9 protein-coding genes are annotated in these 12,823 nt (G+C 56.4%); 6 read left to right on the plus strand and 3 right to left on the minus strand.

The genetic code is table 11. The features are described 5' to 3' along the window. Nucleotides 1–23: 23 nt before the first annotated feature. The 3 genes from WIH05_RS09810 to WIH05_RS09820 all read left to right on the plus strand — a co-directional run bounded on the left by WIH05_RS09810 (nucleotide 24) and on the right by WIH05_RS09820 (nucleotide 5,444). Entirely contained in the window at nucleotides 24–500 is a 477-nt protein-coding gene (locus WIH05_RS09810) for a low molecular weight protein-tyrosine-phosphatase (protein WP_022273358.1), read from the plus strand. A gap of 76 nt (nucleotides 501–576) precedes the next feature. Continuing rightward, nucleotides 577–1,719, plus strand: coding sequence for an exonuclease SbcCD subunit D (locus tag WIH05_RS09815; protein ID WP_022273359.1), 1,143 nt, complete (start codon nucleotides 577–579; stop codon nucleotides 1,717–1,719). Next, nucleotides 1,716–5,444: an SMC family ATPase gene (locus tag WIH05_RS09820; protein WP_022273360.1), complete on the plus strand. Its 3,729-nt coding sequence runs from the start codon at nucleotides 1,716–1,718 to the stop codon at nucleotides 5,442–5,444. The genes WIH05_RS09815 and WIH05_RS09820 overlap by 4 nt, the downstream gene beginning before the upstream one ends. A gap of 376 nt (nucleotides 5,445–5,820) precedes the next feature. Here WIH05_RS09820 and WIH05_RS09825 read toward each other — a convergent pair whose 3' ends face one another. The 3 genes from WIH05_RS09825 to WIH05_RS09835 form a co-directional block, all read right to left on the minus strand. Beyond that, on the minus strand, nucleotides 5,821–7,206 hold the full coding sequence (locus WIH05_RS09825) for an NCS2 family permease (RefSeq protein ID WP_022273361.1): 1,386 nt from the start codon (nucleotides 7,204–7,206) through the stop codon (nucleotides 5,821–5,823). Between the two features lie 15 nt (nucleotides 7,207–7,221). Next, the gene (locus tag WIH05_RS09830) at nucleotides 7,222–8,364 is read right to left on the minus strand and encodes a M20/M25/M40 family metallo-hydrolase (RefSeq protein ID WP_022273362.1); all 1,143 of its coding nucleotides are present in this window, start codon (nucleotides 8,362–8,364) and stop codon (nucleotides 7,222–7,224) included. A gap of 154 nt (nucleotides 8,365–8,518) precedes the next feature. Beyond that, nucleotides 8,519–9,991, minus strand: a complete 1,473-nt coding sequence (locus WIH05_RS09835) for a DUF1846 domain-containing protein (RefSeq protein ID WP_022273363.1) — start codon at nucleotides 9,989–9,991, stop codon at nucleotides 8,519–8,521. A gap of 187 nt (nucleotides 9,992–10,178) precedes the next feature. Here WIH05_RS09835 and WIH05_RS09840 point away from each other — a divergent pair, with 187 nt between their 5' ends. The 3 genes from WIH05_RS09840 to uvrC form a co-directional block, all read left to right on the plus strand. Continuing rightward, nucleotides 10,179–11,429 (plus strand): putative glycoside hydrolase, encoded by a 1,251-nt coding sequence (locus tag WIH05_RS09840; protein ID WP_022273364.1) that lies wholly within the window; start codon nucleotides 10,179–10,181, stop codon nucleotides 11,427–11,429. A gap of 10 nt (nucleotides 11,430–11,439) precedes the next feature. Continuing rightward, complete coding sequence (locus WIH05_RS09845) at nucleotides 11,440–11,970, plus strand: DUF1653 domain-containing protein (RefSeq protein WP_022273365.1); 531 nt, start codon at nucleotides 11,440–11,442, stop codon at nucleotides 11,968–11,970. A gap of 74 nt (nucleotides 11,971–12,044) precedes the next feature. After that, a partial coding sequence (gene uvrC / locus WIH05_RS09850; RefSeq protein ID WP_337425318.1) for an excinuclease ABC subunit UvrC occupies nucleotides 12,045–12,823 on the plus strand: 779 nt, incomplete at its 3' end.

Genomic DNA, 12,823 nt, shown 5'->3' on the forward strand with positions numbered 1-12,823 from the left:
GACTTAAATGGAGATATAAAAAGATGATTAAAGTATTATTCATTTGCCACGGCAACATCTGCCGCTCCCCTATGGCAGAGTTCGTTTTAAAGGATATGGTATCCAGGCGGGGCATGGCCGATCAATTTGAGATCGCGTCGGCGGCCACCAGCACAGAAGAAATATGGAATGGGGTAGGAAATCCGGTTTATCCGCCGGCAAGAGAGGAACTGGCAAAGCACGGGATCCGCTGCGACGGCAAGCGGGCCGTCCAGCTAAAGGCGGCGGATTATGACCATTATGATTATCTCATCGGCATGGATTCCATGAACATCAGAAATATAGAACGCATGACCGGGCACCGCAGCGGGGATAAGATCAGAAAGCTGCTTGAGTTTGCAGGTTCCACGGCAGATTGCCGGGATCCCTGGTATTCCGGGGCGTTTGATGAAACGTACAGGGATGTGGTCACTGGATGTACGGCATTCCTGGAATATCTGGAAAGAGAGGGCAGGATCTGATGGAAGATCCTGCTTTTGACCAGAGGAAGGCCTGCTTTCCTGATTGAAAAGAAAACAGCTGAGGAGGTTTGCGCGTATGAAATTGCTGCACCTTTCGGATCTCCATATTGGAAAGCGGGTATATGAGTTTTCCATGCTGGAGGATCAGAGGTATATTTTAGATGAGATTCTGGGGATCGTGGACCAGGAGAGGCCGGACGGCGTTCTCCTGGCCGGGGATATTTATGATAAGACCGTGCCGTCCGGGGAGGCAGTGCAGGTGCTGGACGGATTTCTGACGTCTCTGGCGGACCGGGGGATCCCGGTTTTTCTGATCAGCGGAAATCATGACTCTCCGGAACGGATCGCTTTTGGGGCAGAGATCATGAGCGGCCGCCGGGTGTATGTATCTCCGGTGTACGACGGAACAGGAAGGAACATTGTTATGGAGGACCAGTACGGTCCGGTGACCATATGGCTCCTTCCTTTTCTGAAGCCGGCGGCAGTCCGCCATGTGTTTCCGGACCAGGAGATCGGGACGTATGAGGAAGCGGTCCGGACGGCGGTGGATCACCTGGATGTGGATACGGGAACGCGGAACGTACTGGTGGCCCATCAGTTTGTGACGGGAGCCGTCCGGTGTGAGTCGGAAGAGGTTTCGGTGGGCGGCCTGGACCAGGTGGGCGTATCGGTGTTCGATTCCTTCGACTATGTGGCCCTGGGCCATATCCATGGTCCCCAGCATGTGGGACGGGAGACGGTGCGCTACTGCGGAACGCCGCTGAAATATTCATTCTCAGAGGCATCACAGGAGAAGTCAGTGACCGTGGTGGAGCTTTTTGAGAAGGGAAATATAAAGATCTCCCAGATCCCTTTAAAGCCGCTGCGGGACATGAGGAAGCTCCGGGGGACATATATGGAGGTGGCCAGCCGGGAATTTTACAGGGAGATGAACACAGAGGACTATGTCCAGATCACGCTCACGGACGAGGAGGACATTCCCGAAGGGATCCAGAAGCTGCGGGCAGTTTATCCGAACCTGATGCGGCTGGAGTATGACAACCGGAGGACCAGGGAGGACCGGGAGATGGAAGCTGGGGACCATGAGAAGGAGAAGACTCCCATGGAGCTTTTTGAAGAGTTTTATGAGCTTCAGAATAACCAGCCCATGAACCATGAGCAGAAGGAGCTGGCAGAATATATGATACAAAAAATACTCAGTGGGGAGGCGGGAGCATGAAGCCGGAAAAACTGATCATCAGTGCCTTTGGCCCTTACGCGGCGGAAACAGAGGTGGATTTCACAAAGCTGGGGGACGGCGGCCTGTATCTGATCACCGGAGATACCGGTGCAGGCAAGACGACGATCTTTGACGCTATCACCTTTGCGCTCTTCGGAGAGGCCAGCGGGGCCGTCCGGGAGGCCGGTATGTTCCAGAGTAAGTATGCAAAGGCCGGGACACCGACTTTTGTGGAGCTGACGTTTTTAAGCCATGGAAAGCGCTACCGGGTCCGCCGGAATCCCGAATACGTGCGTCCCAAGGAACGGGGCCAGGGTGTTACGACCCAGACGGCCAGGGCGGAGCTGTATTTTTATGACGGCAGGCAGCCTGTGACAAAGACGGGTGAGGTGACCCGGGCTGTGGAGCAGATCCTGGGCTTTAATTATGGGCAGTTCACCCAGATCGCCATGATCGCCCAGGGGGACTTTCAGAAGCTCCTTCTGGCAGATACGGCAGAGCGGGGAAAGATTTTCCGCCAGCTGTTCCATACGGAGCTTTTTTCTGACCTGCAGAACCGTCTCCGGGAGGAAAAAAATGCCTGTGATGCGGAATACAGGGAGATCCGCCGGAGCATTGCCCAGTCTCTGGATGGGGCGGACTGCTCGGGGGAGCCAGACCTGGAGGAACGGCTGTCGGAACTGAGGAAGGTGAAGTTTGAGGGCCAGGTGGAGGCAGGGCTGGAGCTTTTAAAGGCACTGACAGACCGGGGAAGTGGGCGTCTGAAAAATCTGGACGCCCGTCTGGAGAAGCTGGACGGCCAGATACGGGAGCAGGCCGCATACCTGGAGAAAGTGCGCCAGAATGGAAAAAGAAGGAAGGAGCTGGAGGAGAGGAAAAAGGAGAGAGAACAGTTCCTTCCGGTACTCCAGGCAGCGGCCGGCGCCTGGGAGGAGGCGAAAAGCTCCGGGGATGCAGTGCCGGAGCTGGACCGGATGATCCAGGAATGTACGGAATGGGAAAGGCAATATGGGGGCCTGGAACAGGATCAGTCCCGTCTGGCCGGTCTGGACCGGAGACGGGAGGAGGAAGCCGGGGGACTGGAACGCCTTCTGAAAAGGCAGGCGGAGCTGGACCAGGAGCTTCTGGCTGAAAAAAGGGAGATCCGTTCACTCTCTGAAGCAGATGGAGAACGGGAACGTCTGCTGGGACGTCAGACAGGACTCCAGAACAGAAGGAACGGACTGGAGGGGAAATTTTCCCAGTGGAAGGAGGTCCGGGAGCAGCTTGCCGGGAACCGGGAGCGGCTTTCAAGGCTTTTGGAGCAGGAGGCCGGAGAGCGGGAAAGAAAGGATGCCCTGGAGCAGAGCCTTCTGGAAATGGAGGGAGCAGAGACCAGGGAGCAGGCCATGGTCCATGAGGCAGAACGCTGCACAGAGCAGAGGCGGAAGCTGGATCTTCTGGACCGGGGCATCCGGGACGGGAAGGAAAGGCTGTGCCGGGCAGAGGATTCCTGGAAGCAGGCTGGGGAGCAGTGGAAGGCTGCCCAGGCGGATCAATCTGCCCTAAAGGAGATGGGAAAAAGGCTCCATGAAACGGAACTTTCACTGGCAGCCTGGAAGCAGGAGGAGCTGAGGCTGACGGAGAGGCTGGCTTCAGTGAAGCAGTTTTATGGAAGGATGGAAAAGCTGGACGTCATGTTCCAGGAGCTGGAGCGGGCCCAGAAGGAGTATGAGCAGGCGGCTGCCGTTCATGGAAGAGTCCAGGAGGATCTCGGGATCATGGAGCAGCTTTTTTATGACGCCCAGGCAGGGCTTCTGGCCAGAAATCTGACAGAGGGAGAGAAATGTCCGGTCTGTGGTTCTGTCCACCATCCGGAACCGGCCAGGCTTTTAACGGGAGCGCCCGAAAAGCCAGAGCTGGACAGGAAAAAGAAGGAGGCGGACCGGGTCAGACAGGCCATGATCGAGGCCAGCGCGGCGGCCATGCAGGGCGGCCTGCGGCTTCGGGAAGAGGAGGAGAGCCTGAGGGCAGAGGCAGGGGAGCTGTTTGACATGGCCATATCCTGCGAAGACCGGGAATGGAGGACGTTTTTCCAGAGCCGGGCAGTCGCAGAGATCAAGGCTGCAGAGACAGCGCTGGATGCAGGGAAGGAGCAGGCGGGAGCCATGATCCAGCTCCTGGAGCAGAAATCCAGGGTGGAACAGGAGAATGCCAGGCTGGAGACCACGCTTCCAGAGCTCCAGAAGGCAGAGGAAAGGGCCAGGGAGACTGTGACGGCTGCGGAAACGGCACTTTCGGGCCTTCGTGACCAGCGAAAGAGCTTCCTGGAGGAGCTGGGGCTTCCAGACAACGGGGAGGCTTTTGAGGAACTGTCCCGGCGGTGCAGGGAGAAAACGGATGCGCTTTTAAAGGCCCGGGAGGAAACCGCCTGTTGCCGGAGGCTTCGGGAGGAGCGCCTGGAGCTCCAGAAGCGGCTGGAGGCTGTCCAGAGGGAGCTGGCAGAAAAACAGCAGGAGGAGTCTGCCGGCATGGGCCGGCTGGAGGCATTGGAGGATCAGATCCAGGAGGAGCTGGAGCTTCAGGGGACCGAAGCCGGTCTGAAATCTGGGAAAGCGATGGAAAACGAGCTGGAGGAGCTGGATGCGGCGCTTTCAAAGATCCAGGCGGAGCTGGAGGTGAACCGGAAAAAGCTGCTGCGGAGAGAGCAGCTGGAAAAGGCGGCAGAGGAAACGGAACGGCTGTCTGGAGACTGTCAGAAACAGGCCGGGGATAAGATGCTCCTTCTGGCCCGTATGGATGCGGAGCGGGCTGGTCTTCTGGGCTCCATAGAGGAGAAAAAGGCGGTTCTGGGAGCTCTTACCAGGGAGGAAAACCGGAGAAGGGAAGAGGCAGCCCGGGAAAAGAAGCGGGCTGTATCGGAACAGACCGCAGAGGCAGAACGGGCATATCTGGAATGTATGCAGAAGGATGCCGGCCTCCGGGAAGCAATAGCAGCCCTGGAGGGACAGACGGATCCCATGGTCACGGAGAGCGAGGCAGACGCCGCAGAGGCACTGGGACAGAAGGAGAGGGAAAGAGAGGAAGCCCGGGAAGAAAGGACCAGGCAGTATGCGGAATATGAGAACAACCGCCGGATCTATGACGCCGTTTTAAAAAGCCGGGACGCCATGGTGAAGGCAGAGAGACGCTACATCTGGGTGAAAGCCCTTTCGGATACGGCCAATGGGAATCTGGCCCAGAAGCATAAGATCGAGCTGGAGACGTACGTGCAGATGGCGTACTTTGACAGGATCCTCCGGAAGGCCAATGTGCGGCTCATGACCATGACCGGCGGCCAGTATGAGCTGGTGCGGAAAAAGGACCAGGACACCAGGCAGGGAAAGGTGGGGCTGGATCTGAATGTGACCGATCATTATAACGGAAGCCAGCGCAGTGTGAAGACGCTTTCCGGCGGAGAGTCGTTCATGGCGTCCCTTTCTCTGGCCCTGGGGCTTTCTGATGAGATCCAGGCCAGGGCCGGAGGGATCCAGCTGGATGCCATGTTCGTAGACGAGGGTTTTGGTTCCCTGGATGAGGAGGCCTTAAACCAGGCGGTGAAGGTATTAAACGGTCTGGCCGGAGGAAACCGTATGGTGGGGATCATTTCCCATGTGGCGGAGCTAAAGGAACGGATCGACAGGAAGATCGTTGTGAAAAAGGACCGGACCGGAGGCGGGGGTGGAAGCAGGATTGAGGTGGGGTGAAGGCCATGCGGGGGTGCAGGTCCCGGAACGGGTCAGGAAATCCGGGCTGGTTTCGGGGCCGGGTACATCCAGGGCCTCCGGAAATCTGCTAAGGGCATGATCCGGCATGGACAACTCGCTCCGCTCAGACAGGTCCATGCCGGACCATAACGCAGCTTCCCGCAGGCCGGGATGTGCCAGGGCCCCTGCAAATGCCCGGCTTTCCTGGCCCGTTCCGGGCGGCAGAGACGCTGGCTGTGTGAGGGAGGGAAAGGAAAAGGGATAGAGAGAAGCCGCAGAAGGGGCCAGTGTGGCGAGGCTTTCTGCGGCTTTCGTTGTGTGCTTTTGGCGTGCTTCCGGTGCCTTTGGGTTTTGGGGCTTCCGGGAGGTTTTTGGTTTACATGAAGATGTATTTCAGGATGAAGAGCAGCGCCAGGACGTACATCATGGGGCTGATCTTTTTTGCCCTGCCGGTGACGGCGTTGACGGCCACATAGGAGATAACTCCCATGGAGATGCCTTCGGAGATGCTGTAAAAGAACGGCATGGCAGCGATGCAGATGAAGGCGGGGATGCCCTGGCCGGGATCCTTAAAGTCGATGTCGCTGACCGCGCCCACCATGTAGAAGCCTACGACGATGAGGGCCGGGGCCGTGGCGAAGGACGGGATCGCCAGGAAGACCGGGGACAGCAGCAGGGACAGGAGGAACAGCACGGCGGTGGTCAGGGAGGTAAGTCCGGTGCGGCCGCCCTCGGATACGCCGGAGGCGCTTTCTACGAAGGTGGTGACTGTGGAGGTACCTAACATGGCTCCGGCGGTGGTGCCGATGGCGTCTGCCATGAGCGCGCCCTTGATCCGGGGGAGCTTTCCGTCTTTGTCCAGCATATCGGCCTTGGAGGCCACGCCGATCAGTGTTCCTATCGTATCAAAAATATCTACAAACAGGAATGCAAAGATAATTACGGCAAATTCCAGGAGCGGCACCCCGTCCAGGCTGAACTTACAGAAGATCGGAGCCAGGCTGGGGATGGAGATCCCGTTGGAGAAATCCGGAAGCAGGCTGTAAAAGCCCAGGTCCGGGTTGGGTACGTAAAGTCCGGCAAACTGGCAGATCACGCCAAGTCCCCAAGTGATCAGGATCCCCCAGAGGATATTGCCCTTGATGTTTTTTACCACCAGGACAGCAGTGATGATCACGCCGATGATGGCCAGCAGGACAGTGATCCCGGCGTCGCTCATGGAGGCGGTCAGTCCCTCTGCCAGGGTCTCGTTATAGCCCTTCAGGGAGAACAGGCCCACCAGGGTGGAGCCGCCGATGACGATCTTCGCGTTCTGCAAGCCGATGAAGGCGATGAACAGGCCGATGCCCACGCTGACGGCCTTTTTCAGGTTGAAGGGGATGGCGTTGAAGATAGCCTCCCGGATATTGAACAGGGACAGAAGGATGAAGATCAGCCCCTCTGCCAGGACGGCTGCCAGAGCCACCTGCCAGGAATAGCCCATGCCCAGGACTACCGTATAGGCAAAGTAGGCGTTTAAGCCCATGCCGGGTGCCAGGGCAAAGGGGTAGTTGGCAAACAGGGCCATGCACAGGGTTCCCAGGAAGGAAGCGATGGCGGTGGCGGAAAAGACGGCCCCATGGTCCATTCCGGCAGCGGAAAGGATGTTGGGGTTTACAGCAAGGATGTAGGCCATGGTCATGAACGAGGTGACTCCGGCCATGACCTCCGTTTTTACGTCGGTGTGATTTTCTTTTAAGTGAAAGATTCTGTCAAGATTCATGATATCCTCCGGTCATTAATTCATATACGTCATCATAAAGGCAGCAACGATCTCCATTCCCATATGAAGATCCTTTACGTTCAGGAACTCCTCACGGGTGTGAGCGCCGGTTCCCATATGTCCGCCAAAGCAGAGGGAGGGAACGCCGGTGGAAAGCGGGATGTTGCAGTCGGTGGAGCCGGATTCGCATTCCACGCGCTTTCCGGTGAAGGCCTCGATGATGTCTAAGGCTTTGTTCACCAGGGCATCCTGTTTTTCCTGGTCCACGTCTCCGGTGCAGGGACGCTCTCCAAGGAGCTCCAGATCCACGGAAACCTTATCCATGTTTCTGTATGCGTCCACAACGGACAGGAAGTATTTGTTCATGGCCGCCAGGCTTTCGCGCACGTCGGAACGGTATTCAAACCGCATCTCTGCGTACTGGGCGATGGTGTTGATTGATGTGCCTCCGGTGATGGTGCCCACGTTGTAGGTGCTTTTTCCCGGCGCCGGAACCTTATAGGAATAAAGGGTATCGATCATGGAGGACAGTACCTGGATGGCGTTCAGGTTGCCGAATTTTCCATAAGAGTGGCCGCCCTCGGTATGTACGCCCACACGGTAGCGCAGGGAGCCCACAGCGCCGGTGACCACGGAATCGTAGGAGCCGTCCAGAGCCACATGGACAGCGATCTTTCCCTCATAGTCCTTCATTAACTGGCGTACGCCCTTCAGATTCCCAAGTCCCTCTTCTCCGGAGCTGGCAACGAAGAGGATGCCGCATTTGGGAACATAGTTGTTTTTGGTGAACCATGCGGCTAAAAGCATCATAATGGCCAGATTGGATGTATTGTCGCCCACACCGGGACACCGCATGATGTCGCCGTCATAGACCACATCAAAAGGCTCCATATCCGGGAAGACCGTATCGGAATGGGCAGTGAAGGCCAGAAGGTCCTTCTGGGACTCGCAGTGGAACGGGTAGATCACGTTTAAGGCGCTGTCGATGTAAGAGCCTTTGCAGCCCTCTTTTTCAAACCAGTCCCGGATAAACTCCGCACGAAGCTCCTCATGGTTGGATGGGGCCGGGATGCGGCATAAGGTGTCCAGAAGTTTTACCAGTGTGTCCTGGTTCTGGGCGATGTAGTCCTTCAGTTCCTTTGGCAGAAATTCGTTCATGTTGTAACCCTCCTGATTGTATTTGATATGGGGAAGGATCTTCCCCTCTGCTTCCAGACGGCTCTGCACCTGCCGTCCGGCGGCATGAGATCTATAAAACGGTCCGCCAGGTCCGAGGGCCTGGCGGACCGTCATAAGAAAACGCAGAAAACTGCTATTTCTTATCCTCCTGGACTGGTTCGCACGTCAGCTCGATCCCCAGCTTTTTAAAGATATTGGTGTCCACATCCGACAAAAGGACAGAGGTATGGACCTGGCAGCCTCTGAGCTTTGGAAGCTGTTCCAGGGCTGTTCTGGCATTCTGGTCCGTGGCGGCGCAGGTGGACAGTGCAATGAGGACCTCATCGGTGTGGAGCCTGGGATTGGTGCTTCCAAGATACCGGACCTTCAGCTCCTGGATGGGCGCAATGGATTCGGGCGAGATGAGATCCAGGTCATGGTCGATGCCGCCCAGCTCCTTGATGGCATTTAAAAGAACGGCAGCGGAAGCCCCGAGGAGCTCCTTGGTCTTTCCAAGGACGATCTTTCCGTCAGGCAGCTCCAGGGCTGCGGCCGGAGCGCCCAGGGATCTGGCCAGGGAGAGGGCGGCCGGGACTACTGGACGGTCCTCGGTGGTGATCTTTGCCTGCTTCATGATCAGCTCGATCTTATAGGCCTCGCTCCGGGCGGATTCATCGTCCACGATCTTTCCCAGGGCCTGGTAATAGCGGCGGATGATCTCCTGGCGGGATGCCTCCCGGCAGGCCTCGTCGTCCATGATGCAGAAGCCGTTCATGTTGACGCCCATATCCGTGGGGGATTTATAGGGGCACTCTCCGAAGATCCCTTCAAAGATGGCGCTTAAGACAGGGAAGATCTCCACATCCCGGTTGTAGTTTACCGTGGTGGTACCATAGGCCTCCAGATGGAAGGGGTCGATCATGTTCACGTCGTTGAGATCGGCCGTGGCCGCCTCATAGGCCAGGTTCACCGGATGCTTTAATGGAAGATTCCAGACAGGGAAGGTCTCAAATTTCGCATAGCCGGCCTTGATGCCCCGCTTATTTTCATGATAGAGCTGGGAAAGGCAGGTGGCCATTTTCCCGCTTCCAGGACCGGGAGCCGTTACCACCACCAGAGGCCGTTCTGTCTCGATATAGTCGTTTTTTCCAAAGCCGTCGTCGCTGACGATCAGGGGGATATTGCTGGGATAGCCGTCGATGGTGTAGTGGCGGTATACCCGGATCCCCATTTTTTCCAGCTTTGTCTTAAACTGGAGGATGGCCGGCTGGTCGGAGTAGTGGGTGATGACTACGCTTCCCACATAGAGCCCCCGGTCCGTAAAGGCGTGGATGAGCCGCAGAACGTCCACATCGTAGGTGATGCCCAGATCGTAGCGGATCTTGTTTTTCGTGATATCGGCGGCGCTGACGGCAATGATGATCTCCGCCTGATCGGAAAGCTGCATCAGCATCCGCAGCTTACTGTCGGGCTCAAAGCCCGGAAGCACCCGGGAGGCATGGTAGTCGTCAAAAAGCTTTCCACCGAATTCCAGGTACAGTTTATCTCCAAACTGGCTGATCCGCTCACGGATGTGATCGGACTGCATGGCCAGATATTTGTTGTTGTCAAATCCTAGTTTTCTCATGTTTCTTTATGCTCCTCCTCCTGTGATCTGCCATAGATTTTCACATACATTCCTATTATCGTACAAAAAGGAGGTTTTGAACAGAGGTTTTTTGAATTTTTTTCTTTCCTAAATGCCCATACTTATGTTAGTATAGAGATAACGGAAAAAAATACGCAGAAAGCTGCTTGTGAAAAGGAACGATACGATGAAAAAATGGTTATTTGCATTTTCCATGGCCGGTCTTCTGGCCCTGACCGGCTGCTCCAGGCCTGCACCGGAGGAAGAGACCGGTCCGGCGGAGACAGAAACCGTGGAGGAGGCTCCTGTTGAGGAGGAGACCAGCGGGATCAAGGTCATTGAAAATGTGGGACCGGATAAAAACAGGACTGTATCCTTAAGGATCGTGGATGAGAACAATCCGGCGCTGCCTGGAAGGGAAGCCGTGAAGGTACGTGGGATCTATATTTCCGGCCCTATGGCTGGAAGTACGGAGCTGTTCCAGAATATTTTAGACAGCGCCGCCGGGACGGAGATCAATACGGTGGTCATTGACTTTAAGGATGACCAGGGCCGGATCACCTGTCCGGTGGATTCGCCGGTGGCATCGGAGATCGGCGCCTGCCGTCCCTATGTCCAGGATATGAAGGAACTCATCGCATCTTTGAAGGAACGGGGCCTGTATGTGATCGCCCGGGTGGTGGCCTTCAGGGATCCCTGGCTGGCGGAGAAAAAGCCGGAGTGGAGCCTGCATCTGGCTGATGGAAGCCTTTACAGGGACCGGCAGGGGATGGCCTGGGTGGATCCTTACCGGAAGGAGGTCTGGGACTACCTGGTGGAGGTGGGAACGGAAGCAAAGGAGGCCGGCTTCGACGAGGTCCAGTTCGATTACATCCGGTTTTCCACCGAGGGGACCATGAGGGATGTGGTCTTTGACGAGGCGGTGACCGGCGGGCGCAGCAAGACCGACGTGATCACGGAATTTGTAAAGTATGCCTATGAAAATCTGGCTTCCCAGGGGCTTTTTGTGTCCGCCGATGTATTTGGAACGATCATCGGCAGCGACATCGACGCCCAGGCCGTGGGCCAGGTCTATACGGAGATGGCCAAGCATCTGGATTATATCTGTCCCATGATCTACCCGTCCCATTACGGGCCGGGGAATTTTGGCCTGGAGCATCCGGATACCATGCCCTATGAAACTGTGCTGGAGGCGCTTAAAAAGTCCCAGATGGTCATGGACCAGGCGGCGGAGGCCGACGGCCATGTGAGCAGCCAGGCCATTGTCCGGCCCTGGCTCCAGGATTTCACAGCCTCGTACCTGGGGGAAGGAAACTATATCCCCTATGGATATAAGGAGGTCCAGAGGCAGATCCAGGCCGTAAAGGACGCCGGCTACGATGAGTGGATGCTGTGGAGTGCCGCCAACCGGTATCATTTTAAGGAAGAGGCCCAGTAGGGAGGAGCAGATGGAGCAGAGAAGATTACCGGCGCCGGGAGAGTTTTACCGGCACTTTAAAAATAAGATGTATCAGATCGTGGCTGTTGCCTCCCACTCCGAAACGGGAGAGGCCATGGTGGTCTACCAGGCTCTTTACGGGGATTTTAAGGTCTGGGTCCGGCCCCTGTCCATGTTCATGGAAGAGGTGGACCGGGAAAAATATCCGGATGCAGACCAGGATTACCGGTTTGAGCGGGTGACGGAGCCGGGATGCCGGATGGGTGACGGACCGGGGATCCAGGCCGGGGAAGAACCTGAGGAGGAGAAGCCCATGAATCCCCATCTCCTGGAGTTTTTTGACGCCATGGATGTGAGGGATTACGATAAGATGCTGGAGGCTCTGGCCAGGCTTTCCCAGAAGGCGGGGCAGAAGGAAGTGGACGATATCTGTATGGTCCTGGATATCCGCCCCCAGGGGGATTCGGCGGCAGAGCAGATCTCCGGGATCCGCCAGCATGTGCGGATGCTGAAAAAATTTGATGGGGAGCGGCTGCGTTGACAGAGAAAGACGAGAACGGTTTTAATATAGAAGAGGAACTGAAAAAACTCCCAGCTTCGCCGGGAGTTTATATCATGCACGACAGGCATGACGAGATCATTTACGTGGGAAAGGCCATAAGCCTGAAAAACCGGGTGCGCCAGTATTTCCAGGAAAGCCGGAGCAAGACGGCCAAGATCGAAAAAATGGTGTCCCGGATCGCCCGGTTCGAGTATATCATTACGGATTCAGAGCTGGAGGCCCTGGTCCTGGAGTGCAATCTGATCAAGGAGCACCGTCCCAGGTACAACACCATGTTAAAGGATGACAAAACGTATCCTTATATCAAGGTGACCATGGACGAGGCCTTCCCCAGAGTCCTGTTTTCACGGACCATGAAGAAGGATAAGTGCCGGTATTTCGGCCCCTATACCAGTGCCGGGGCGGTGAAGGATACCATCGACCTGATCCATAAGCTGTGGAAGCTCCGTACCTGCACCAGGCGGCTCCCGCAGGATATAGGGAAGGAGCGGCCCTGCCTCAATTACCACATTAAGCAGTGCCAGGCTCCCTGCCAGGGGTATATTTCCCAGGAGGAATATGGAAAGGCTGTGGCCCAGACCCTGGATTTTTTAAACGGAAAATACGAGCCGGTCCTCTCCATGCTGGAGGAAAAGATGATGCAGGCCTCGGATGAGATGGATTTTGAAACGGCCATCGAATACCGGGAGCTTTTAAACAGCGTAAAGCAGGTGGCCCAGAAGCAGAAGATCACCAGCCAGAGCATGGAGGACCGGGACATCATTGCCATGGCCAGGGACAGTGAGGACGCGGTGGTCCAGGTGTTCTTTGTCCGGGACGGAAAGCTCATTGG

Origin of the sequence: Alitiscatomonas sp. (assembly GCF_037242085.1) — a bacterium.
In the GTDB taxonomy this organism is placed as follows: Bacteria; Bacillota; Clostridia; order Lachnospirales; family Lachnospiraceae; genus Alitiscatomonas; species Alitiscatomonas aceti.

Bases quoted from the DNA above. Each gene is read 5' to 3' on its own strand.
- WIH05_RS09845 (WP_022273365.1), top strand. From the start codon at position 11,440: ATGGAGCAGAGAAGATTACCGGCGCCGGGAGAGTTTTACCGGCACTTT.
- WIH05_RS09835 (WP_022273363.1), bottom strand. From the start codon at position 9,991: ATGAGAAAACTAGGATTTGACAACAACAAATATCTGGCCATGCAGTCC.
- WIH05_RS09840 (WP_022273364.1), top strand. From the start codon at position 10,179: ATGAAAAAATGGTTATTTGCATTTTCCATGGCCGGTCTTCTGGCCCTG.
- WIH05_RS09810 (WP_022273358.1), top strand. From the start codon at position 24: ATGATTAAAGTATTATTCATTTGCCACGGCAACATCTGCCGCTCCCCT.
- WIH05_RS09830 (WP_022273362.1), bottom strand. From the start codon at position 8,364: ATGAACGAATTTCTGCCAAAGGAACTGAAGGACTACATCGCCCAGAAC.
- WIH05_RS09820 (WP_022273360.1), top strand. From the start codon at position 1,716: ATGAAGCCGGAAAAACTGATCATCAGTGCCTTTGGCCCTTACGCGGCG.
- WIH05_RS09815 (WP_022273359.1), top strand. From the start codon at position 577: ATGAAATTGCTGCACCTTTCGGATCTCCATATTGGAAAGCGGGTATAT.
- WIH05_RS09825 (WP_022273361.1), bottom strand. From the start codon at position 7,206: ATGAATCTTGACAGAATCTTTCACTTAAAAGAAAATCACACCGACGTA.